The 23,102-nt window shown below is 33.4% G+C and carries 22 protein-coding genes; 17 read left to right on the plus strand and 5 right to left on the minus strand.

Going from position 1 to position 23,102, the window contains the following annotated elements:
* The 9 genes from N4A40_15135 to N4A40_15175 form a co-directional block, all read left to right on the plus strand.
* Nucleotides 1-280, plus strand: a 280-nt coding sequence (locus N4A40_15135; protein MCT4663189.1) for a transposase, incomplete at its 5' end; no start/stop codon positions are given.
* A gap of 187 nt (nt 281-467) precedes the next feature.
* Complete coding sequence (locus N4A40_15140; GenBank protein MCT4663190.1) at nt 468-1,211, plus strand: N-acetylmuramoyl-L-alanine amidase; 744 nt, start codon at nt 468-470, stop codon at nt 1,209-1,211.
* Nucleotides 1,198-2,385 (plus strand): bifunctional phosphopantothenoylcysteine decarboxylase/phosphopantothenate--cysteine ligase CoaBC, encoded by a 1,188-nt coding sequence (coaBC, locus tag N4A40_15145; GenBank protein MCT4663191.1) that lies wholly within the window; start codon nt 1,198-1,200, stop codon nt 2,383-2,385. The genes N4A40_15140 and coaBC overlap by 14 nt, the downstream gene beginning before the upstream one ends.
* Nucleotides 2,386-2,589: 204 nt before the next feature.
* Nucleotides 2,590-2,862 carry a hypothetical protein gene (locus tag N4A40_15150; GenBank protein MCT4663192.1) on the plus strand — a complete coding sequence of 91 codons (273 nt, stop codon included), beginning with the start codon at nt 2,590-2,592 and terminating at the stop codon, nt 2,860-2,862.
* On the plus strand, nt 2,843-3,040 hold the full coding sequence (locus N4A40_15155; GenBank protein MCT4663193.1) for a hypothetical protein: 198 nt from the start codon (nt 2,843-2,845) through the stop codon (nt 3,038-3,040). Before N4A40_15150 ends, N4A40_15155 begins: the two co-directional genes overlap by 20 nt.
* 835 nt (nt 3,041-3,875) lie before the next feature.
* Nucleotides 3,876-4,532, plus strand: coding sequence for a TetR/AcrR family transcriptional regulator (locus N4A40_15160; protein MCT4663194.1), 657 nt, complete (start codon nt 3,876-3,878; stop codon nt 4,530-4,532).
* A gap of 89 nt (nt 4,533-4,621) precedes the next feature.
* Nucleotides 4,622-5,302: a response regulator transcription factor gene (locus tag N4A40_15165; protein MCT4663195.1), complete on the plus strand. Its 681-nt coding sequence runs from the start codon at nt 4,622-4,624 to the stop codon at nt 5,300-5,302.
* A 2-nt stretch (nt 5,303-5,304) separates the two neighbouring features.
* The gene (locus N4A40_15170) at nt 5,305-6,660 is read left to right on the plus strand and encodes a HAMP domain-containing histidine kinase (GenBank protein MCT4663196.1); all 1,356 of its coding nucleotides are present in this window, start codon (nt 5,305-5,307) and stop codon (nt 6,658-6,660) included.
* 195 nt (nt 6,661-6,855) lie between these two features.
* Nucleotides 6,856-7,266: a hypothetical protein gene (locus N4A40_15175; protein MCT4663197.1), complete on the plus strand. Its 411-nt coding sequence runs from the start codon at nt 6,856-6,858 to the stop codon at nt 7,264-7,266.
* Nucleotides 7,267-7,387: 121 nt separating this feature from the next.
* On the opposite strand, the gene N4A40_15180 is transcribed toward N4A40_15175, so the two are convergent.
* Complete coding sequence (locus N4A40_15180; protein MCT4663198.1) at nt 7,388-8,272, minus strand: ARMT1-like domain-containing protein; 885 nt, start codon at nt 8,270-8,272, stop codon at nt 7,388-7,390.
* Between the two features lie 179 nt (nt 8,273-8,451).
* Here N4A40_15180 and N4A40_15185 point away from each other — a divergent pair, with 179 nt between their 5' ends.
* Nucleotides 8,452-8,958 (plus strand): transcription repressor NadR, encoded by a 507-nt coding sequence (locus N4A40_15185; protein MCT4663199.1) that lies wholly within the window; start codon nt 8,452-8,454, stop codon nt 8,956-8,958.
* A gap of 1 nt (nt 8,959) precedes the next feature.
* Here the strand turns inward: N4A40_15185 and N4A40_15190 are convergent, their stop codons facing one another.
* Together N4A40_15190 and N4A40_15195 are read right to left on the minus strand one after the other, a co-directional pair.
* Nucleotides 8,960-9,454 (minus strand): Gx transporter family protein, encoded by a 495-nt coding sequence (locus N4A40_15190; protein MCT4663200.1) that lies wholly within the window; start codon nt 9,452-9,454, stop codon nt 8,960-8,962.
* Nucleotides 9,455-9,473: 19 nt separating this feature from the next.
* The gene (locus N4A40_15195) at nt 9,474-9,854 is read right to left on the minus strand and encodes a NusG domain II-containing protein (protein MCT4663201.1); all 381 of its coding nucleotides are present in this window, start codon (nt 9,852-9,854) and stop codon (nt 9,474-9,476) included.
* Nucleotides 9,855-10,147: 293 nt separating this feature from the next.
* Here N4A40_15195 and N4A40_15200 point away from each other — a divergent pair, with 293 nt between their 5' ends.
* Complete coding sequence (locus N4A40_15200; protein MCT4663202.1) at nt 10,148-11,149, plus strand: PTS sugar transporter subunit IIC; 1,002 nt, start codon at nt 10,148-10,150, stop codon at nt 11,147-11,149.
* Between the two features lies 1 nt (nt 11,150).
* Here N4A40_15200 and N4A40_15205 read toward each other — a convergent pair whose 3' ends face one another.
* Nucleotides 11,151-12,500: an MATE family efflux transporter gene (locus N4A40_15205; GenBank protein ID MCT4663203.1), complete on the minus strand. Its 1,350-nt coding sequence runs from the start codon at nt 12,498-12,500 to the stop codon at nt 11,151-11,153.
* Between the two features lie 178 nt (nt 12,501-12,678).
* The gene (locus N4A40_15210; GenBank protein MCT4663204.1) at nt 12,679-13,320 is read right to left on the minus strand and encodes a TetR/AcrR family transcriptional regulator; all 642 of its coding nucleotides are present in this window, start codon (nt 13,318-13,320) and stop codon (nt 12,679-12,681) included.
* Nucleotides 13,321-13,460: 140 nt separating this feature from the next.
* On the opposite strand from N4A40_15210, the gene N4A40_15215 reads away from it, so the two are divergent.
* The 6 genes from N4A40_15215 (at nt 13,461) to N4A40_15240 (ending at nt 23,084) form a co-directional block, all read left to right on the plus strand.
* Nucleotides 13,461-14,081, plus strand: coding sequence for a hypothetical protein (locus N4A40_15215; protein MCT4663205.1), 621 nt, complete (start codon nt 13,461-13,463; stop codon nt 14,079-14,081).
* Nucleotides 14,074-14,664, plus strand: coding sequence for a hypothetical protein (locus N4A40_15220; protein MCT4663206.1), 591 nt, complete (start codon nt 14,074-14,076; stop codon nt 14,662-14,664). Before N4A40_15215 ends, N4A40_15220 begins: the two co-directional genes overlap by 8 nt.
* A gap of 149 nt (nt 14,665-14,813) precedes the next feature.
* Entirely contained in the window at nt 14,814-17,597 is a 2,784-nt protein-coding gene (locus N4A40_15225) for a UPF0182 family protein (protein MCT4663207.1), read from the plus strand.
* Between the two features lie 275 nt (nt 17,598-17,872).
* Entirely contained in the window at nt 17,873-19,915 is a 2,043-nt protein-coding gene (locus tag N4A40_15230; protein MCT4663208.1) for a methyl-accepting chemotaxis protein, read from the plus strand.
* Nucleotides 19,916-20,243: 328 nt separating this feature from the next.
* The gene (locus N4A40_15235) at nt 20,244-22,310 is read left to right on the plus strand and encodes a methyl-accepting chemotaxis protein (protein ID MCT4663209.1); all 2,067 of its coding nucleotides are present in this window, start codon (nt 20,244-20,246) and stop codon (nt 22,308-22,310) included.
* Nucleotides 22,311-22,466: 156 nt separating this feature from the next.
* Nucleotides 22,467-23,084, plus strand: a complete 618-nt coding sequence (locus N4A40_15240; protein MCT4663210.1) for a TetR/AcrR family transcriptional regulator — start codon at nt 22,467-22,469, stop codon at nt 23,082-23,084.
* Nucleotides 23,085-23,102: the final 18 nt, after the last annotated feature.

Below are 23,102 nucleotides of genomic sequence, written 5' to 3' on the forward strand. Positions count from 1 at the left end.
CATGAGTCAATCACTGAATTTCGGTAAAAGCGTATCCGATAATGGATGGGGAATGTTTACTACAATGCTTAAATACAAAACAGAACTAGCAGGAAAACAACTTGTAAAGATAGATAAATTCTATCCATCAAGTAAAACCTGCTGCATTTGTGGTATGGTAAAACAAAACCTAAAATTATCAGATAGAATATACACTTGCGAATGTGGCAATTCAATGGATAGAGACTTAAATGCAAGTATAAATATAAAAAATCAGGGCAAACTATTATTACAATATTAGCTACAAACAGGGTAAGGCTTACCCGAAGAGCTTGGTAATTATAGCGACCATGAGCTTGCTATATCCCAAGAAGCCCTCTCAAAACCTTTTTATAGGTTTAGTGGGGGAGCATGTCACGAATTTTGACATTCTTTTTTTACATTTTAGATTCAAATTTGGTATAAAATAACTACAGAAGTAAAATAAGGTGGTGGTTTTAATCAGAGCTAGATATAGAATAAAAATCAGAGGAATAGTATTGCTCATAGTAATTTTCATGTTAATTATAGTGGGTATTAGAAGTTGTGTAAGTCGCGTGAAAAGCGGGGATGAAAGAGAGATTGAAAATGGTGTAGTGGTGAACGATTCTCTATATAAAATCTACATAGATCCAGGGCATGGAGGCAGTGATCCGGGAGCAGAAGGGGATAGAACGGAAGAAAAAGATCTTACACTTAAAGTGGGATTGGCATTAAATGACGTGCTTTTAGAATCTAATTTTCAGACGTATATGAGCCGTGTAGATGATAGTACTATAAATGTAAGAAAACGTCCAGGCATGGCAAATGAAACTGATGCGGATGTGTTTGTCAGCATTCATTTCAATGCGGCTGATCCAAAAAAGATAAATAATTACAGAAGCGTAAGCGGTATAGAAACATTTTATTATGAGAATACTGAATCTGACAGCCCGGTATTAGCAAAATATGTGCAGGAAGCATTAGTTGAAGGACTGGGTTTTAGAGATAGGGGTTATCAACCGGCAGATCATTGTGTGACTAGAGAAACTACAATGCCAGCTATTTTGATAGAGCTTGGTTTTTTGAGTAATTATGATCAGGAAAATTTTTATTTGGAAAAAGAAAACATAGAAAAAGCAGCTAATTGTATAAAAGAAGGAATCGAAAATTATTTTGAAGAGAAAGAAGGAAATAAAGATGTCGATGTTTAGTGGAAAGAATATTGTAATAGGTGTAACTGGAGGTATAGCAGTATACAAAGCAGTTGATTTGGTTAGCAGACTCAAAAAATTAGAAGCAGAAGTCAATGTAATAATGACTGAGAGTGCTAGAGAATTTGTTATGCCGCTGACATTTCAGACAATTTCTAATAACCCTGTCGCGATAGATACATTTGCACCGCCACAGAAGTGGTCAGTTGAGCATATAAGTTTAGCACAAAAAGCAGATTTATTTATGATAGTTCCAGCAACAGCTAATATAATTGGAAAGATGGCAAATGGAATAGCTGATGATATGCTTTCTACTACAGTCATGGCAACAAAAGCTCCAGTGCTTATCGCTCCTGCTATGAACACTGGCATGTATGAAAATGTTATAGTTCAAGATAATATAAAAAAATTAAAATCATTTGGCTATGAATTCGTAGGGCCAGGAGCAGGATTTTTAGCATGTGGAGATATAGGTGCAGGTCGTCTTATAGAAGCGGAGACGATAATATCTAAGGCAGAGGGATTGCTCATTGGTAAGAGAGATTTACTAGGCAAGAAGATACTTGTTACAGCAGGGCCAACACAAGAATCAATTGATCCTGTAAGATACATTACAAATCATTCATCAGGTAAAATGGGGTACGCTATAGCTGAAGCGGCAATTCAAAGAGGTGCAAATGTTACACTGGTTACTGGTCCTACAAATCTTAGAGTTCCAGATGATGTGGAGGTCATTTATACAAAAAGTGCTCAGGAGATGTATGAAGCTGTTTCAGATAGGTTTGAGGATTGTGATATAGTTATACAGTCGGCAGCAGTTGCAGATTATAGACCTAAAAATGTATCAAATCAGAAGATAAAAAAATCTGGAAATCTTCAAATAGAGCTTGATAGAACAAAGGATATAGCTTTTGAAATTGGGAAGAGAAAGAGCAATCAATGTCTAGTTGGTTTCGCAGCGGAAACAGAAAATTTGATAGAAAATGCAAAGGGAAAAATGGAAAGAAAATCATTTGACTATATAGTGGCGAATGATTTGACTGCAAGCGGTGCTGGATTTAAATCTGATACAAATATTGCAACGATATTGTCTGCAAAGGGAATGGTAAAAACATTACCTAAGCTTACTAAGAAAGAATTAGCTCACGAAATCATAAATTCAATTATTAAATAAAGATAAAATAAAACTTGTCAATGGGTATTGAAGTAGAATTCACTAATTCCATAAAAAACCATACGCTATAAACGAAATAATTCGAAAAATGTGGTTTTGAGACTCACAAAAATGCATAAAAGATTTGTTTTAGATGGTGTAAAAAGTTATAATGTGAACAGAAGAAGCATATCGAAGTTTATAGAAGTATTGGGAGGCGCAGTGATGGAAGGAGTATCGTGTAGTAGAGAGGATAATATTTACTATGTACATTTGGAAGAACAAATGTATAGTATTGGAAGCGTGCTTACGGCGGCAAGGCGTTTTGTTGAGGATTATTTTATAAAGGTTGATTATGAGGGCTGTGACGAATATATTGTTAGGTTCAAGCCAAAGGGTGAGTGCGAAAACGCATTTGAAGTAAGAGAATTTTATAGAGAACTTAAAAATCAAGCGTTTGACAGGGGAGAGGGTTGTTTTGAAGGTTACAGTGGATAGAAGAATTTACCTTTTTGAAACAGTAAAGCAAGCAGCAGATGATTTTAGAACGATAATTGATTTGGAAATAAAGTTGAGTGGGAACGATGTAAGTATAGAGTGCGATGACGCTAGAGAATGGCTAGTTGATGAATTTTTGAACTATGTATTGATTGATTTGGCTATAGATTATAGCTAGATTGAAAGTGGAAACTGAGAAATGATAAATAGAAGTTTGAATGAAATAGTTAGTGGAAGATTATAAGTGAAAAGAGTAAAAAGCAAGTGTGGCGTCGGAGTTTGTTGGCGTGTTTACTTGCTTTTTTGATTTTGAAGCAAATAACTTGATGTGAAAGTGTTGAAGAAATTTGTACGGTAATTTAAGTAAAAGTGTGACGAGTTTGAAAAAAGTATTGAAAAAGTTTAATATTATCGCACAAATGGTGGAATTTAAACATTTAGAAGGGATGGTGAAAGAAATCCGTCATATTTGGGGTTGCATAGTGGCAAAATGAGTGTTACTATATTAACGAAGTTTGAATGTGGTCATAAAATAATTTTAAATTATTTAATAACTGAGTTCGGTTTATAATTATTGATTGTAAAATAATTTGTGATTGGTTTATGAATCTATTAGATGCCGTGTGGGACGGATTTAGATTTGGTGAATCAATATTTGAAAAGGCAGTGTGGCAAAAGTATTTGCCATAAATATAATTCCTTAAAGAAAAGAACTAGCAAAATTTGTTTTGTTAGTTCTTTTTGTGCATATTTTCATAAAGATGTAAAAAAATAGTACCTCGCATCAAGCCATGCGAGGTACCGGGCAAAAGGAAAAAAATTATATTAAGGTTTTACAAGAAGAGTATAACACAATTATTCGTACAAATCAATCACAATTAAAAAAAAGACAACGATTAAAATATAATCACATTCGAAAGAATAAAATAAGATGATTTTTAATAAAAAATATAGTATAATAAATGAGATAATAAGCAGGATTGAGAGAATTTTATAATAAAGTAGGTGGATCTATGGATAAGAAAGCAATTCAAAAAAACAGAGTCATGAGTTATTTTATTGATGCAGCAAATGAAATTATTCAAGAAGAAGGTATCGAAGCAGTTACAATTAGAAGAGTATCGGATATGGCAGGATTTAACAGTGCAACTTTATACAATTATTTTGAAAATTTAGATCATCTATTATTTTTAGCGTCGATGAAAACAGTTCAAGAATATCCAAAGAGAGTGTTAGAATATATTCAAAGAGCGGAGAATATAATAGAAAAGAATCTACTAATTTGGGAGTGCTTTTGTAAATTGAGCTTTGAAAGACCAAAAATCTATTATAGAGTATTCTTTTCAAAGCTAGCTCGTCCAACGAGTTTGTATGTTGAAGAGTACTATAGGGTTTATCCAAAGGATCACAGAGATTTGCATGGAGAGGTTCCGGATTTATTAGATGCTACTGATTTAAATAGACGAAACCACAAAATATTGAAACCAGGTATAGATGCGGGCTATTTCTTAGAGTCAGATCATGATGAAATAAACGATATGACTATGTTGATATATAAAGGAATGCTTATGAGAGTTATGGATCAAAATGAGGAATACAATTTAGAAGAGATAGTTGATACGACAGTTAGATACATTTCAAAGATTTACGATATATATAGAAAGAAATAATTAATTACACAATTCTTTCATAATATAACCATGAATCCGCGATCCATATAAGATATAATGAAGATGGAAAAGTGAGTAGAGGTGAAAAGATGAAACATATATATATTGTAGATGATGAAAAAAATATAAGAGACTTGATTAATATGTACTTAAACAAAGAAGGTTTTGAGACAAGTGTATTTGAAGATGGAACGGAAGTTTTAGAACACTTCGATGAGGATCAGCCTGACTTGGTGGTACTAGACATAATGATGCCTGGGATAGATGGATTGGATTTGTGCAAAAAAATCAGATCGCAAAGTGATGTTCCCATAATATTTGTTTCAGCAAAGGATGAGGAAATAGATAGGATATTGGGATTAGAACTAGGAGCGGATGATTATTTGGTAAAACCATTTAGTCCTAGAGAGCTAGTTGTTAGGATAAAAAACATATTCAAGCGAATAGATAAGGAAAGTTCTTCTGAGAGCGATTTAATTGAAATCAAAGACATAAAAATACATAGGACTAGAAGAACAGTCTTGACAGAAACAGGAGAAGAAATTAAATATACTAATAAAGAGTATGATTTGTTCGAGTATCTGGCAATAAATAAAAACATTCCTTGTACTCGTGAAAAATTGATAGAAGAAATTTGGGGTTACAATTATATTGGCGATACTAGAATGATAGATGACTTGATAAAACGTATTCGAAAGAAACTTAAAGATGCCAATTCGAAGTTAAGCATTTCCACCGTATGGGGGTATGGCTATAGAATGGATGATTAATTATGTTAAACATCAGAGGAATTGGAAAGAAAATACTATTTAGCTATTTGATGCTTTTGATTTTTGTGCTTGTTTTTACAAATGGTGTATTTTGGATATTATCTGAGACCTATCTTACAAATAAGACTCGAGAGAAGCTGATGGAGGAAGGATACCATGTGGCTAAAGTTTACAAAGAGACGAATTATAAGAAAGATGTGCTTGGAAATAGATTTGTAAATAGACGAAATTTTACTATTGCAGGTAAATTTATAGATTCTAATATACTTTTGCTAAATGAGAATCACGAAATCATATACACCGATATGGATGAGGCTATGATAAATTATTTCATAGGAAACGATTCAGAAGAAGAATTTGAGATAGAAGGTTACGAAACTGCTCATGTTTCAATTACAGATGAGAGTGATGAAAGTCTTCGAGGCCATGTTTTTTTGATTACAAAGAGAGAAGATATAGAGGAACTCGTGAATTTAAATCGAGAAAGCCTTACGATAAGTATAATGTTTTCTATGATATTTGCTATAATACTTGGAGTTCTGTTTGAAAAGAGTATCACAAGACCTATAAAACTTTTGCAGAAAAAGATGACAAAATTTGTTCCAGGGAAGCCACAAAAGATGGAAGCAATAAGAACTGGAGATGAAATAGAAAAATTAGATAAGTGTTTTAGCAAGATGACAAGCAAAATAGTTGAGATGGATAGGGCGAAGACAACTATTTTTCAAAATACTTCTCATGAGCTGAAGACACCACTGATGTCTATAAGAGGTTATGCTGAAGCTATAAAGGATGGTATAGCAGAAGGCGACACTGTAAATGAATGTCTCGACATAATTATCAAGGAGAGTATGAGGCTTACAACTACATTAGACGATTTAATTTATTTATCTAAAGTAGATGAGCTTTATGAATTCTACGATAAGAAGATGACTTATTTATCGGATAGTATTTATTCGTCGATAAAATCCGTCAAGTCAATAGCAGATGATGCTGGGATTGAGATTATATTTAACAGAAAAGCAGATCATTTTGGAAATTATGATGAGGATAAGATGATCAGGGCTTTTATAAATATATTGGGAAATTGCGTGAGATATGCAAATTCGTATATAGAAATTACTCTAGACAAGGGTAGAGAAGGGGTTTTCGTCAAAATAATTGATGATGGAACTGGATTTAAACTTGGAGAAGAACACAAGATTTTTGAGAGGTATTACAAAGGGAATAATGGTAATACGGGCCTTGGGTTATCGATAGTAAATTCTATCATAAGAGGACACAATGGAACGATTACTGCTCACAATAGAAGAGAAACTCAAGGTGCTATGTTTGAGATTCATTTGCCTAGGGTATAGGAAGATTAAGGAAGACGTTTGATATTATTAAATGTCTTTCTCTTGAAAAAATATTTTCAGAATATTTTGAAGGAATCGCTGGGGCGGCGTCGAATATATAAATATAGATCTAAAAAGTTTTTGATGGCTGCTTCAAATTTAAAGTTATTTGGGCACGCAGTTGCTATGAGTTTAATTTTTTGGAGGGTGATAGAGATGATAAAATTAATCGTGGGAGAAAAAGGAACAGGAAAGACTCAAAAATTAATGAAAATGGCTAATGATGATGTCAATGAGTGCAAAGGTAATGTTGTGTTCTTGCAAGCAAGCCACAAGCATGTGCTTGACTTACATCATGATGTGCGCTTGATTAATGCCATGGACTTCAATGTTGACAATATTGAATCGTTCCGTGGCTTTTTAAGTGGTGTAGTTGCGGGAAATTATGATATCGAAAAAGTTTATATAGACAAACTTTATCGAATGATGGAAATTAATGAAGATAATATTGAAAAAACATTTGAACTTCTCGATGAGCTATCTAAAAAGCATGATATAAAATTCACTGTTGGTTTAAGATACGCTGAGAAGGACCTTCCGGAAAAATATAAAGAGATGATGATTTAGCCATTTGGCTATGAGAACATAGTTATTCACTTAGATTAGTGTGAAATCGGGTTTCAAGTTTCAATTAGTATTTATTGAAATTTGAGACCCGATTTTGTTATATTATTTGATATGAAATTTTTTAAATCTTTTGCTCATTTATAAACATGAGACTAAACATTTCTTTGTCTAAAGCCTTTACGATTCGCTCGCATTTACACAAAAATACATAGTAAATATTTAGTCCACAATTCGAAAGAGTTTCGAAATTGCCCTGTCCTTTTGAAATAATGATGTCTGCAGATTCGACGAGTTTCCTATACTCGGGGCTAACTTCTTCTAAATCAGTTCCTGGTATAGCGGTTCCATTTTCTGCTATTTCTGCCCAATTATCGATACCTACTAATAACGCATCTTTTTTGAGTACATCATTTAGGATAGGTTTACCTCTAACTCCAAAATAAATTTTAAGATTAGGATATGTTTTAGACAAATATTCAACTAGAAGGCTGTCAAAAACTATTTCGCCACAGTTGTCACCTAGATAAACTAGAGTTTTGGCATTTTGAAGATCATTTTCGAAATCAGAGAACGTTTCTTCATCTATATCTTGTTTTAATACATCTTCTATTGTTGAGAAAACTAGCTCATCAGTGATATTTTTTAATGCACCAAAATCGATTATGTTTCCTGCAGCGGCGTATTTTAAATGTTCTTTTAGCGGCTCGCTAGATCGTTCTAATTTTGATTTAACCTCAGGTTTTAGAGCTAGTATAGCTTTGTTGAAATATTCTTTTTCGTCAAAGTAGGGATCATCTATGCCAAAATTTTCATTCAATAGGGCATTGATTTTAGCACTGATATAAGGTGCTGTTTTGTGAGATTTTGATGCGAGTATGAGTTCCATAACCTTTCTCATGAATTCATATTTTTCTTCTTTTGTTTTGTAATAACGATCGGCTATGCCATCGTATTTCTGAATCATGCAGCTGATACAATCCACATGACCGTGTAAATTAAGACCCATAATACTTCCTCCTCATTTTGGTGCTATACAAACGATAAACTACAAACATAGTATATCATAAAAAGCATATGCCAAAAACAAATTTGTTTAAGCATAAATATTTTTAAGATAGTAGGCGATATTAAAACTTTGGAATCAGGATGCTTATGCGATATAATAAAATGGAAAGGAGTGATATTATGATTACAGGAGATAGAAGAATAGCGATATATGAGACTTTATTGGAAGCAGATCTTCCCATGAAAGGCAGTACATTAGCTGAGATGTTCAAGGTGAGCAGGCAGGTTATAGTTCAAGATATTGCTGTTTTGAGAGCAGAAGGAAAAGAAATAATAGCAACTCCAGCAGGATATTTAGTGATGCAGATGGAAAAAAATGGACTTGAGAAAACAATAATATCTAAACACAATACATTGGAAGCATTGCAAAAAGAATTAGAAATAATAGTAGACCATGGTGCAAAGGTATTAGACGTAATTGTGGAGCATCCTATTTACGGTGAAATAAAGGGCAGATTGATGCTCACAAATCGAATAGAAGTGAATGCGTTTATAGAAAAAATAAAAAAAGAGGGGGCAACCCCACTTTCAAAATTAACAGATGGCCTCCACTTACATACGCTCTGGGTGCCAGATGAATCTACATTTAATAAAATTGTTGAGTCGCTAAAGGACTTTACAAAGTAATTTAAAGTTCTAATTTTATTTTGTCAATAGCAGACAATAAGTATCTACCAGTAATACCTATAAACAGACCAGTAGGAATAGCAATTACGAGTAATACTGGGAGGTAGTAAGCTATTTTTAAATTTTCAATTACAAGTGCAGCTACACATACTTGACCTACATTGTGCATAAGTGCTCCAAGTATACTAACGCCTATCATAGAGAAAAATTTTCTAGATAGAGCCATTGTTAGAAGCGCTAATAATCCACCAGCCAAGCTATACCAAAGCATCGCAAAGTTTCCGAAGAGAAAAGAAATCAAAAATATTCTTCCAAGCAATATGCTAAAGGCAGGTTTGAATCCAAATTTGTATAGGACAATTAGAGTAACTAGGTTAGCAAGCCCTAACTTAGCCCCTGGAATAGCTACAGGAAGAGGGATAAGCTGTTCTATAAAACTTAAGACCATAGCTTGAGCAATGAGAATAGAGAAAAATACAAGTTTTTTTGCAGACATAGATATACTTCCTTTCTAATTAATACGCACTAGCGTCTACTTCTGATTCAACAGGTTTATCACCAACAATATCTACAAAAACTTGATGAGGAAGGCAGACAAGTGATTCGCCAGCATTACTTATGGCGTGGCTATCGACGCAAACTTGATCTGGACAGTCAGCTTCTATCATGTTTACTATGCCATCTTTTATGGTAACGATATTTTTACCGAAAGCAGTTTCTATAGTAAGTGTTTTTTCTAGATCAGCAGTCAGTGGGTGAGTGTAATAGAGACTATCCTCTACATATATTCTTACAACGAGATTTTCTGTATTGGAATTGCTTATACGCCAAAAGCTGAATATTCCACCAGCTAAAATCAATATAGCAATAATTAGTATTAAATCATTTTTTTTCATTATAACCTCCTAAAATATAGGTATGTACCAATATCTTTACATTATTGTATATCCATATTGATGATACACATTGCTTTTATATAATTCAAGACTTTGACACAATTATATCATAAAAAGAAACAAAACACTTTTTGTAAATAAGAGAAGTGTTTTGTTTTTTTTGTTAATGAGAGATTAAATGATGAAAAATTGATTTTTGTTGATAATAAATAGTAAATGTGATATATTCAAACTTGACAAGTGACAAGACAGAAGAAAGAAACAGAGAAAGAACGTGGAGAGGAAGTGCTAGTATGAGAAATTATATTGTCAAAGTATTAAATGGGATGGCATTGGGACTATTTGCATCATTGATAGTTGGCCTTATAGTTAAGCAAATAGGTAGTTTGATGGGTGTAGAATGGTTAATAAATTTTGGGCAGATAGCACAATGGTCTATGGGAGCAGCAATAGGAGTTGGCGTTGCACATAGTGTGGAAGCATCTCCTCTTGGTATGTTTGCTTCAGCTGTTACAGGTATGATTGGTGCAGCTGTAATAAATATGGGTCAAAATCCTATAGTAATAGGTCCAGGTCCTGGAGAACCTGTAGGAGCACTTATAGGTGGTCTTGTTGGTGCAGAGATTTCTAAAATTCTTCAAGGGAAAACTCCATTTGATATAGTTGTAGTACCTATGGGAACTATAATTGTAGGAGGAGCAGCTGGACATTTTATAGGACCTTATGTTTCAGCTATGATGAGAGCTCTAGGCGGAGTTATAAATATGATGACAGAATTACAGCCATTACCTATGGGAATATTGGTTGCGGTATTGATGGGAATATTTTTGACACTTCCAATAAGTAGTGCAGCAATAGCTATTTCGCTCGGATTAAGTGGACTTGCTGCGGGTGCGGCAACTGTTGGATGTGCATGTCAGATGATAGGGTTTGGGATATCTAGCTATAGAGAGAACAAGGGCGCTGGGCTGATATCACAGGGGCTTGGAACATCAATGCTTCAGATAGGAAATATAGTTAAAAATCCATGGATTTGGATACCGCCAATATTGGCATCGGCAATACTTGGACCAATGGCTACTGTTGTATTTAAAATGGAAAATGTGCCAACTGGCGCTGGAATGGGAACCAGCGGCCTAGTTGGACAATTTGGAACTATTGCAGCTATGGGTTCAGCTGGCTTTATGGGAGTGCTAATACTGCATTTTATAGCCCCAGCAATACTGAGCTTGTTTTTCTCAGAGTATCTTAGAAAAAAAGGTAAAATCAAATTAGGGGATATGAAATTGGGTTAACTTAAGCTGCTTTTAACTCGACAAGATCATTTAAAAATATTCGCTTTTGATAGAATACTGCAAGAATCATGCAGAGTAAATCTGATAGTGGAAGTGAAAGCCAAATACCAGTTACACCCATGAATTTTGGTAAAACTAGTGCAAGGGGAATAAAGAATACAATTTGTCTAGAAATAGCTATGACTCCAGCTTCTTTGCCCTTGCCTAGACCGATAAAGAAATTGAGCACAGTTGCAAAGTATACATACAAGAAGAATATACTAGTGAATAATCTAAATAAGTTGACATTGTCAGCTACTAATTTTGGATCTGGAATAAACCAGCTAAGTATATTTTCTGGGAAGACCATAAATAAAATCCAAACAGAAACTGAAATTAGAGAACCAATGAGAGTAAACTGCTTAAATGCATTTTTTACCCTATCGTATCTACCTGCTCCATAATTTACACCTACCACAGATTGAAGCCCTTGACCTATACCCCAAACAGCCAAATAGGCGAACATAAAGACTCTGTACGAACCGCCCATTAGTGATACGTGGTCGTTTCCACCATAGGCCTGAAGTGAATTAAATAATATGATTTGCTGAACCATAGCCATAACGCACATAAGCATCTGTGAAAAACCAACTTTGAAAATTTCTGGAAGTACATCTCTTTCTACTCGAAGTTTGATTTTGTTTAGAGAAATGATGCTTCTACCCATTCCAAAATAAACAAATTGAGTAATCATAAGCAGATATTGAGATATTATAGTTGCAATAGCTGCACCTTCTATTCCGTAGCCAAGTGTTTTTATAAATATAGGGTCTAATATGATATTTAGTATGCTAAATGTACCCATTATAATCATGGCATCTCTCATTTTTCCTTCTGCTCTAAGTAGAAAATTCATAGCAGGACCTAGTGCTGCAGGGATGAAACCAATGAGTAGTATTTTGAGATATCTTACACCTAATTCATGTGTTAATCCTTTGCCACCGACAAAGCGAACGATAGAGTCTGTATTAAAAGCTACAAATATTGTGAATAGACCAGAAATCAATACGAGTAGAACTATCATATTCCCAAGCAATTTATCTATTTTGGCTTGATCTTTTTTTCCCATAGCAATGGAAAGTACGGACATAGAGCCACTGCCTATTAGAGTCAATAGTGCTTGATTAAAAAGTACTACAGCATACATTAGAGCCACTGCCCCAACGGCTTCTTTTCCAACGAGTTGACCTACAAATATTGCATCAACAAAATTATATAGTCCTATTACAACCATACCAATCATGCCTGGTATTGATAATTTGAAAAATAAACTTTTCAAATCACTAGTCAAAAGTTTTTCTCTTTCTTGCATATAAAAATCTCCTTTCAAAGTTATATTGGTGTACAGAGTGAACGAAGCGCGCAAATGTTTGTTATTGATTATCATTATCAAAGGGTGGTTAAAAAATTTACCGTGCAAAACACGGTAATTTAAACTAAAAATTTTAAATTAAAGTTTTTTTGGTTCGATATATTTGTGAAATTACGATTTAGAATACTTCCTGCTGATTTCTGAGTTCATCTGAAAAATAACCCATATATCCGTAAAATAGAAAATAAACACACTCGACCACTCTTTCCTTTACAATTTCTTTGGAAAGTCCATTTTGTAGTCCTCCGATTATTAAATCCATATACATTCTAGCTGAAGTTCTAACTATAAAATCCGGAACAGGTTTTTTCAAGAAGCCATTTTGAGTATTGGTCATTTGATCGTTTACTTGTTGGCTCATAGTGCTTTGTAGGTCTATGATTTTTTGATCATAATTTTCGAAAATAGAGCCCTCAGATTTGGAGAACAATATCATAAACTCGTCTTGATAATTGTAAATAACATCCACAAATTCATGAAAACGAGCGACTTCAGCTGAAAATAGCCAAGAATTTTTATCTGCCCAAGTTTTCTCTTCAAAAGCGACATCCAATAAATTTGTATAAGAATCTATAGCATTTTGAACTGTAGCTTTGAATAAATCATCCTTATTTTGAAAATAATTATATATATTAGCAGTGGATACGGATGAATTTTTTGCAACCTGCCTCATAGATGTGTTTCGAAATCCAAATTCCATAAATAACGATTTTCCAGAATCTATAATTTGCTGTCTTATAGTATCTTTTTTTATCTGCACGCAACTACCTCCTATTAACAAACGATGTTCGTTTTTGATTATATAATGATAATCATTATTAGTCAATGGGGTTTTTAAAATAAATTTAAGATAATTTATGATTTGAATATGATAGACTAGAGTTAGGGGGTGAAATGATTATGAAGAAAAAAATTAATATGTGGATTTTTGCTATGATGCTGGTTTTAGTAGCGAGCATAGGTTTTCGCGCATATTTGAGCATAAGTGAGCCAATGACGTTAAAGGGTGAGCATTTTATTTACTACGGCAACTATGATGAAATAGATAATGACAGGCGTGGAGGATACATAAGTATACCGATAGTGGTGGATGCGGGAAAATACAAACAAGTTAGGGAAGTGCGTTTAGGCGGAATTGAAGTCCCGTTTATACTTGAAAGTGAGAAAACAGCGATTGATGAATTTATAAGTGGACATGACTCTAGTTTTGGAATTCGAGATAGAATAATAAGAGGCAGAAAATTAGGACCTTATTTGATATTTAGAGATAATATAAAAATTACAGGAAAAATGGTAAAAGAGTGGGTTGATAAAGGGATAGATAGCATACATGAATTGGAAGTGGAACAGGTAAATGGGAGAGTAGTGACTATGCCCATAGGAAATATTTATATATTGGAAGATGAAAATGTTAACTATATAGCTGTTGATAGTGAAAAAGAAAAAATTGTAAAAGACACGTATAGGAATATAAATGTGATTGATATAGCAAAAATGAAAAGGGAGATGCGATATGAATAATGGAAATGGAGTAAACATTTATAATAGATTATTTTGGGGCTGGCTTCTAATATCGTTTAATATATATATTGGTGGTTTCAATATTTTGTGTCCGGCAATAGGTATATTTATAGTCTATAGCAATTTGATAGAATTGCCGCTGGAACCTTGGAAGAAAAAATATTTTATGATATCAGCTTATTCGGCAGGAATTTTAAGTGTGATAGAATTATTTAGAGCTGTATCTGATTATACAGCTATTTATTGGACCTGGATTAGTTTTTTAAGTACAGGTGCTATGTTGGCATTTACAATTATGACTATAGAAATAGTCAAGGATAGTATAGCGAGATGGGTAAAAGATAGAAATGTAGTGATAAGCAAAGCTTATAGCGAAAAAAATTGGAGATACTATCAAAAGGCATTTACAGCGACATATTCTATATTCATGCTAATAATAATATTTGCAGACTATAATGAAGAGTTTTTAGCAGTAGGAGTATTTGTAGGTATAGTTAGTTTTATACTAAATATTATTATGATTAGCTCATTTTGGAATTTGTATAAAATTACTCAAAATGTAAATGTTCGAATTTCAAAATAAAGAATAGCAAAAAGTATATAAATTTGTTATATTATTTAAATTTGAGGTATAATAGAATATAGAAAAAAATGGAATGGAAAGGGAGTTTAACTTCCGATCGACGAAGGGAGTTGGCTTTGCCACTCTCTTTTTTAAAAGGGGGAAATAATATGAAAAAGCCAAAAACCAAAATCTTTTGGATGATTTTGGGTATTATTGTGGTTTTATTTGTTACATCATTTAGCAGTATAATTGATTTTGTAACAGATTATCAGTGGTTTCAGGAGCTAGGTTATACTGATGCGTTTTTGAAAAGATTGACTACTGAATTTGCTATTGGTGTACCATTATTTATAGTATTGTTTTTGGTACTTAGATTTTTTATGTTGGGTATAAAACATCAATACTATAAAATTGTAGAAATACAAGAAGATGAAAAAAAAGATACAGGAATTAGAAGAGGAATATTTTGGGTTTCGATTCTAGTGTCTTTTATGATGTCGACTAACTTTGCATCTAGACTTTGGTTTACGTTTTTAAAATTTGTCAATTCGACAAATTTTGACATCAAAGATCCTATATTCAACAACGACTTAGCTCTTTATATATTTAGAGTGCCATTTTTGAGAGAAGTAGTAGGAACTATAATTAGTTTATTATTCTTACTAGCATTTATCACTTTGGTATTTTATTTGTTGTTATTAGGTCTTAGAAGACCAGATCCAGGTTCAGAATTTGATGTTTACAATTATCAAAATTCTGCTGAACTTGTCAAAGTGTTAAATAGAAAATTGTTTTCTAAAATACTTAAGCAAGTTGCATTTTTAGGTCTATTAATTTTTTCGCTCATAGGAATAAATTATATATTAAAATCATATGATTTGCTTTTATCAACGAGGGGAAAAGTTTTTGGTGCAGGATATACAGATATTCATGTAGAGTTATTTATATTTAGAGCGCTTACAGTGGCATCATTTGTTTCTGCCATAGGTATATTTGTAGGTGTTTTGAAGAAAAACAAAAAACTTGCACTTTCAGGACCTATTGCTATGATTGGGCTTATACTGATTGGTGGAATTGCAAATATAGTAATTCAAAAATTGGTAGTAGTACCAAACGAAATAGTAAAAGAGAGACCTTATTTAGAGTACAATATAAACTACACTCAAAAAGCATTTAATTTGGATATGGTAAATGAATTCCAGTTTCCTGTAGAGCAGAAGATAACGAAGGAAGCTTTAGATAAGAATCATGAGACTGTAAACAATATTAGAATAAACGATTATAGGCCAGTAGATAAGATTTACAATCAATTGCAAACACTTAGACCGTATTATGCGTTTAATGGTGTGGATATAGATAGATATGTGATTGATGGTGAATATAGACAGGTATTTTTGGCAGCGAGAGAGTTAAATCAAGAAAAGTTAGATGCAAGAGCTCAAACTTGGATAAATAAGCATTTGAAGTATACTCACGGATATGGTTTGGCACTTTCTCCAGTTAATATGGTTACTAGAGAAGGACAGCCTGAGTTATTGGTAAAGAACTTGCCACCGATTACATCGACAGATCTCAAAATAGATAGACCAGAAGTTTATTTTGGAGAGATGACAAATGACTATATAATAACAAACACAGACGAAAAAGAAATAGATTATGCTATAGCTGATGGCAGTGCAGAAACTATATACGAAGGTGAAGCTGGCATATCTCTTGGCGGTTTGAACAAATTGCTATTTGCTATAAAAGAAGGTAGTAGTGATTTATTGTTCTCAGGCGCAGTGAATTCAGATAGTAAAATACTAAAGTATAGAAATATAAAAGAACGTGTGATGAAAATAGCACCGTTTATAATGTATGATGAAGATCCATATCTTGTTATAAACCAGGAGGATGGAAAGTTATATTGGATAATAGATGGATATACATCAAGTGAGAGATACCCATATTCACAGCCATACAAGAACACGAGATTAAATTATATAAGAAACTCTGTTAAGGTTGTAGTGGATGCGTACAACGGCAAAACTAAGTTTTATATCTATGATGAGAGTGATCCCGTTATAGAAACGTACAGTAAGATATTCCCAGAACTATTTTCAGCTAAGGCTGATATGCCAGCGGGGCTTACTGAGCATGTTAGATATCCTAGACTTCTATTTGATGTCCAAGCAGAAATGTATAGAGTTTATCATTTAGATGATTATAATGCTCTTTACAATAAAGAAGATTTATGGGACATCGCAAGGGAAAAATATATGGAAAATGAAGAGGAAGTTAGTTCTAACTATGTAATGTTTAAATTACCAGAGGAGAACGAGGCTGAGTTTTTACTAAATATTCCATATACACCATCTGGAAATAACGTAATGACAGGTTTGCTTGTTGCAAGAAATGATGGGGAAAATTACGGACAGCTAATGCTTTATAGATTCCCTAAAGACAAAACAGTACTAGGTCCTATGCTTGTTGAAAACAGGATAGATCAAAGTTCTGAGATTTCTCAGCAGCTTACGCTTTGGAGTCAGAAGGGTTCTACAGTACTTAGAGGAAATACGTTGGTTGTTCCTATAGATCAATCGCTAATGTATGTACAGCCTATCTATTTGAAGTCAGATAATGATACAAGTATACCAGAGGTAAGACGAGTTATAGTACTATACGAGAATGATTTGGTAATGGAAGAGAGTCTCGACAAAGCGTTATCAAAGATATTCGGTAAAAAATTAGATCAAGCGAAAGATGATTTTAAAGATAGTACTGATTTGATAACTGGTGATTTAGATGATGACGTAAAATCTATAATTAAAAGAGCAAATCAATTATTCGAAGAGGCTGAGGATGCACTTAAAGAGAGTGATTGGGCTAGTTATGGAGAAAAAATGGATCAGTTAAAAACTATACTCAAGCAATTGAATACTGAGGATGAAATAGAAAATATAGAAGAATAATATGTGTTTACAAACTGGGGAAGGTGTGATGAAAATCGCACCTTCCTTAATTTGTCAGAATTTAATCAAGATTATGCGAATTTAGTTTACACAAATAAGTGAAAAGAGAGTATAATTAATGTGATAATGTTTTAACGAAAACAGATATTGTTGCTCTGAAATTTTTAAAAAAGGGCATAAACTAAAAATCACTGGGTAATTAAACAATAGTGAACATTTTGGTAAAGAAATTTATCTGTTTTGTCTATTAAATAATCAAGGAGAGGAGCGAGGATATGAAATTTAGTAGAAAAAGAGTAGCTAAAATGCCCCTTAGAGTCAAAATTTCAATGATTGGTGTGAGCGTATTTATAGTTGCGATATTAGGTTTATCGGCAATGGCAATAAATCAGGCCAAAAGCAGCTTGCAAAATCAAATGTCAAATGCTGGATATGATGTGGTTGAGAACATAGAACATCAAATAGAGCATATGGATATGATAGAGGAAGTTGTGCTTGAATTGTTTAATGAGAAAATATATGCAGTAGCATCTAGTTTGTCTATAGCAGATTTCAACACATTGAGCAATGATAAGATGAAGAAATTGTCAGATGATACTGGAATTGCGGAAATAAATATAGTTGATTCAAGTAAAACGATAATTTATAGTTCTATGATTGATAATGTAAATTATGTTTATCCTGATTCACATGCTATGAATGTTGTATTTTCAGGTAAGCAAGAATCATATACAGAACCTATTAGAACGAGTGATGTTGGTAATCAGTCATTTAAATTTGGTGGTATAGCACTGGACAATGGATATTATGTTCAGGTTGGAATATCTGCAAGCAAGTTCGTTGATTTTCAAAATCAGCTAAATATACAATCATTGTTAGAAGCTGCAGCAAAAGATGAGGATATTGTATATGCCATAGCGGTAGGAAAGGATTTAGTTGAATTTGCAGGGACGAACGGGAGAATAGGAGAAACATTTGACGATAAGGGTACTAGAACTGCAGCGATTGAGGGTGAAAAATATAGTGGAATATATCATTCAGATACCTATGACAAAGAAGTACTAGATGTACTAGTGCCGCTGTATGATTTTAAAGGCAATCACATAGGAGCTCTTAATGTAGGGATAGATTTAGAAGAACTAAGAGTTGCGCAAGATGGTCTATTAAAAACCATACTTATAATAAGTCTTATTGGCGCTATATTTGCTGGGACAATACTTTATATAGTAATCAAGATATCTCTCAAGCCAGTTGTTGAATCAGGAGAATATATGAAATTGCTTGCTGATGGTAAATTTGACGAGCCTATAGGTAGGGTCATGACAGAGAGTAAAGATGAAATTGGAATAATATTTAAATCTATAGAAGAAATGAGAAGTTCATTAGTACACCTAGTAAAAGAAATCCAAGAATCATCATCTACTATAAGTACATCATCCGATACAATGGCAGAAATAGCTGGTGAATCTAGAGCTGCTAGTAGAGAAGTTTCACAGGCAATAGAGCAAATTGCAGTATCTGCATCAGATCAAGCTAAAGATGCTGAGCATATAGCTATGAAAACTGCAGAATTAGGAGATAAGTTGACAGACAATGCAGATTTAATAGGAGCTGCATTTGAAGTATCTAGAGAAACTAATGAGATAAGTGAAAAAGGTGTATCTAATATGTCACACCTAGAAGATGTAAACAATCAGACAAATGCTAAGACATCAGAAGTGTTGGTTTCAGTAAAAGAGGTAGATGAATATGCAGAGAATGCACAATCTATTACTGAAATCATAGAATCGATTGCTGAGCAGACCAATTTACTTGCACTAAATGCATCCATAGAGGCGGCTCGTGCAGGAGAAGCTGGTAAGGGATTTGCAGTAGTTGCAGATGAGATTAGAAAACTAGCAGAAGATACTGCAAAAGCTACTAATAATATACGAGATTTGATTCAGACTATACAAGAAAAAACAACAAATGCTGTTACCAGTATGGATGAGGTAAACAATATAATAGAAACTCAAAATGAAGCTGTAAAAGCATCGGCGGAAATATTTAAACAAACGGCAAATTCTATAGGTATATTGATTACAAATCTTGACAAAATCAAAGAAAATGCTGATATGATTGATAAATCTAAAGAAGAAATAATAGAATCTGTTAACAATATATCTGCGACTACAGAGGAAACATCTGCATCGTCAGAAGAAGTTTCAGCATCATCAGAGGAGCAATTAGCAGCTATAGAACAAATTGCAGACAGTGCAGAGCAGTTTAAAGAGCTTACAGATAAACTTATAGCAGAAACTATGAGATTCAAGATTTAGATTCGGTATAAGCGTAACGGAGTAAAAATTTTGTAGAAACATAGTGAGCGAAACGTTGATTTAGTTAACATTAATAAGTATAATAGTGCTACAGAATGTAGGTAGCACTATTTTTTTGCTTAAGATAATTTTTAATTGGACACAAATTTAACTATCGCTTGTGCAAGAAAATAAACCTTTTATACTAAATTGATTGACAAGTTTACAGAGTTGATGTAAAATTTTGAAGGTTATATAAAATGAAATAAAAAGTAATATGGGGTTCTATGGAACTCTTAATCATGATAAAAAAATGAATTGATTCAAGTTTATAGAAGGAGTGAGAAGATTGGCAAAAAATATCAAGACATTGTCAGAAACGAACAAGAAACGTCCATCCAAAAGACCCCTTAGGAATAAGGTAACTGTATTAGCTGTTGCATTCATATTAGCTTCTATAGCAATATTGTCGAGTATGACATTGTATATGGTCAACACGAAGATGCAAGAGCAAATGGCAACTGATGGCTATGCACTAGTTGAGGGTATAGAAGCACAAATAGGTTTAAATGAGCTTAGTCAGGAGATAATGTTAGAACTATTGGATGAAAAGATTCTAGGTATTGCAAATACCTTTAAGGCCATGGATTCTAGTTTTTACAGCAATGAATTTTTGCAGCAAGTAGCAGATAATACTGGCGTAACTGAAATAGCTATAGCAGATAATACGAAAACTGTATTGTATTGTACGGATACTGATTCTGTTGGCTATGTTTACGCTCCTAGTCATAGTATGTATCCTTTGTTTGAAGGTAAAAAAGATCATTATACAGAGCCTATTAGAAAGAGCACTACTGGAGTTGACAATTTAAAGTATGGTGGAGTTAATTTAGGTAATGGATATTATATTCAGGTCGGAATAGACGCAGAGTTTTTTGTGAACTTGAACGAAAAAATAAATGCTCAAAAAATGCTTGAAAATGCATCAGAGAGCGAGAGCGTATTGTACACATGCATAATAGATGAAACTGGAAAGCAGACTGCAGGTACTTATGGAGTTATAGGACAAATATTTGACGATGAAGGTACGAAGACAGCTGCAATAGGTGGAGAATTATACGCTGGTTTTTTTGATTCAGAAGAATTCGGTCAAGAGGTATACGAGGTATTTTTACCAATAGAGGACCAAGATGGAAATCACATAGGAGCTTTAAATGTGGGATTATCTGTGGCAAACCTAAGAGAGGCTCAAGGTCAAATGAAAATGCAGGCTATATTAGCTGGTTTGCTTTGCGGTCTAGTCGCTTCTATAATAATATACTTCTTTATAAAGAGTTATTTACTTCCGCTTCACAGAGCATCAAAATCGCTTGAAAAAATTGCAAATGGAGATTTAACAGAGAGGATTCACCCAGTATTTTTAAAGAGTCAAGATGAAGTAGGTTATATAGCTAGAGCTATAGACAATATGCAAAAATCACTTAAAGATTTACTTCGATCAGTTCAAGAATCAGCACAGGCAATGGACGAATCATCTAGCGACTTGGCTGAGGCAGTAGAAGAGACAACTAAGGCAACGGATGAAATTTCAGCGGCAGTAGAGGAAATTGCAGCAAGTTCGACAGAGCAAGCGAGTCAATCAGAGAAAACTGTTTCAGGAGCTCAAGACTTAGGAAATAGAATAGATCAGGTTAATGATTATGTCGGAGAATCTTATGAGATATCAACTGAAACTAATAGCAGATGTGCACAGGGTAGTAAAAATATGGAAGAATTAAATGAAATAATTGGTGAAAGTGGTAGAAGTGCAGAGTTGGTTGCGGATATAATAAATAAGGTGAATGATTATGCTCAAAATGCAGAAACTATAACTGAATTTATAGAGGGAATAGCGAGTCAAACGAATTTACTAGCACTTAATGCATCTATAGAGGCAGCTAGAGCGGGAGAAGCTGGTAAAGGATTTGCAGTTGTGGCAGAAGAAATTAGAAAACTTGCAGAGGATACTGCGAATGCGACAAATGATATAAAAGAATTAATACAAAATATACAAAGCAGATCTGGAAATGCTGTTCTTGCAATGGAAGATGTGGCTAAAATAGTTTCTAAACAAACGGAATCTGTGGCAGAGACGACAGAGATATTTGATTCTACTAAAGATATAGTGAAAAAGCTTGTGGATAATATGGCAGCGACACTAGAACACACAAAAGAGGTAGATGCATATAAAGATGATATAGTGAATGCTATGGAGAGCATATCGGCAACGCTTCAGGAAACATCAGCAGCTACTGAAGAGGTATCAGCATCTACGGAGGAACAATTGGCTACTATGGAAGAGATTACATCTCATGCAGAAAATGCAAAAGATTTAGCCGATTCCATGCTTAAGCAGGTCGAGAGATTTAAGTTATAAATATAGATATTATAATGGAGATGTGAGAGCATCTCTATTTTTTATCTTCAAATTTAAATATTGTGTAAAATGTTCCAAAACTCTTTTCAAAATAGTTGTGATGATATAAACTAACATAGTTGGAATCGCGATTAAACACTTAAAGGAGTTGGTAAAATGGCTGGATTAAGAGAGCATAAAAAAGAGATTCAGCGTGAAGAAATCTTAAAAAATGCAAAGAATTGTTTTTGGGCAAGTGGTTTTGAAAAGACATCCATGGGAGAAATTGCACGAGAATCAAGTGTAGCAGTTGGAACAATATACAATTACTATGAGTCAAAAGAAGCTCTTTTTGTTGAAGTTTTGAGAATAGGCATATCTAATAATATGCTTCAATTAGCCAAAGATAGAAGTAAATCATTAGTAAAAGAAAATTGCAATGTTATAGAAGAATTACTAGAAACACTCAAAATATTTTTAGAACCATTTGAAGAATTACCTAAAAAGGATGTTAGGATTTTACTAGATTGTATAGTAGGTGGTCCAGATACAAATGATACATACAAGGTACTTAGAAATTGGTATCAAAATATAGAAAAAGGATTCTTAAAAAGAATCCTTAGAAAATATGATTTAGAAAATCACAATATAGAAAATTGTGATGAAGATGTTTTGCTTGAAATTATTAGCGGAATGATACTAGTGAATTACAAGAAACATTTAAATCAAGGAATATCATATAGTGAATTTGAAAAAAAATTAAAAGTTCAATTAGAATTTCTATTTAGAATTTAGAAATATGATTTGCGATTC

It is taken from the genome of Tissierellales bacterium (genome assembly GCA_025210965.1).
In the GTDB taxonomy this organism is placed as follows: domain Bacteria; phylum Bacillota; class Clostridia; order Tissierellales; family JAOAQY01; genus JAOAQY01.

What these genes read in the sequence shown, in the direction of transcription:
- N4A40_15170 (MCT4663196.1), top strand. Translation starts at nt 5,305, where the DNA reads ATGTTAAACATCAGAGGAATTGGAAAGAAAATACTATTTAGCTATTTG.
- N4A40_15185 (MCT4663199.1), top strand. Translation starts at nt 8,452, where the DNA reads ATGATTACAGGAGATAGAAGAATAGCGATATATGAGACTTTATTGGAA.
- N4A40_15205 (MCT4663203.1), bottom strand. Translation starts at nt 12,500, where the DNA reads ATGCAAGAAAGAGAAAAACTTTTGACTAGTGATTTGAAAAGTTTATTT.
- N4A40_15200 (MCT4663202.1), top strand. Translation starts at nt 10,148, where the DNA reads ATGAGAAATTATATTGTCAAAGTATTAAATGGGATGGCATTGGGACTA.
- coaBC (MCT4663191.1), top strand. Translation starts at nt 1,198, where the DNA reads ATGTCGATGTTTAGTGGAAAGAATATTGTAATAGGTGTAACTGGAGGT.
- N4A40_15165 (MCT4663195.1), top strand. Translation starts at nt 4,622, where the DNA reads ATGAAACATATATATATTGTAGATGATGAAAAAAATATAAGAGACTTG.
- N4A40_15225 (MCT4663207.1), top strand. Translation starts at nt 14,814, where the DNA reads ATGAAAAAGCCAAAAACCAAAATCTTTTGGATGATTTTGGGTATTATT.
- N4A40_15180 (MCT4663198.1), bottom strand. Translation starts at nt 8,272, where the DNA reads ATGGGTCTTAATTTACACGGTCATGTGGATTGTATCAGCTGCATGATT.
- N4A40_15220 (MCT4663206.1), top strand. Translation starts at nt 14,074, where the DNA reads ATGAATAATGGAAATGGAGTAAACATTTATAATAGATTATTTTGGGGC.
- N4A40_15160 (MCT4663194.1), top strand. Translation starts at nt 3,876, where the DNA reads ATGGATAAGAAAGCAATTCAAAAAAACAGAGTCATGAGTTATTTTATT.
- N4A40_15150 (MCT4663192.1), top strand. Translation starts at nt 2,590, where the DNA reads ATGGAAGGAGTATCGTGTAGTAGAGAGGATAATATTTACTATGTACAT.
- N4A40_15195 (MCT4663201.1), bottom strand. Translation starts at nt 9,854, where the DNA reads ATGAAAAAAAATGATTTAATACTAATTATTGCTATATTGATTTTAGCT.
- N4A40_15190 (MCT4663200.1), bottom strand. Translation starts at nt 9,454, where the DNA reads ATGTCTGCAAAAAAACTTGTATTTTTCTCTATTCTCATTGCTCAAGCT.
- N4A40_15215 (MCT4663205.1), top strand. Translation starts at nt 13,461, where the DNA reads ATGAAGAAAAAAATTAATATGTGGATTTTTGCTATGATGCTGGTTTTA.
- N4A40_15240 (MCT4663210.1), top strand. Translation starts at nt 22,467, where the DNA reads ATGGCTGGATTAAGAGAGCATAAAAAAGAGATTCAGCGTGAAGAAATC.
- N4A40_15230 (MCT4663208.1), top strand. Translation starts at nt 17,873, where the DNA reads ATGAAATTTAGTAGAAAAAGAGTAGCTAAAATGCCCCTTAGAGTCAAA.
- N4A40_15175 (MCT4663197.1), top strand. Translation starts at nt 6,856, where the DNA reads ATGATAAAATTAATCGTGGGAGAAAAAGGAACAGGAAAGACTCAAAAA.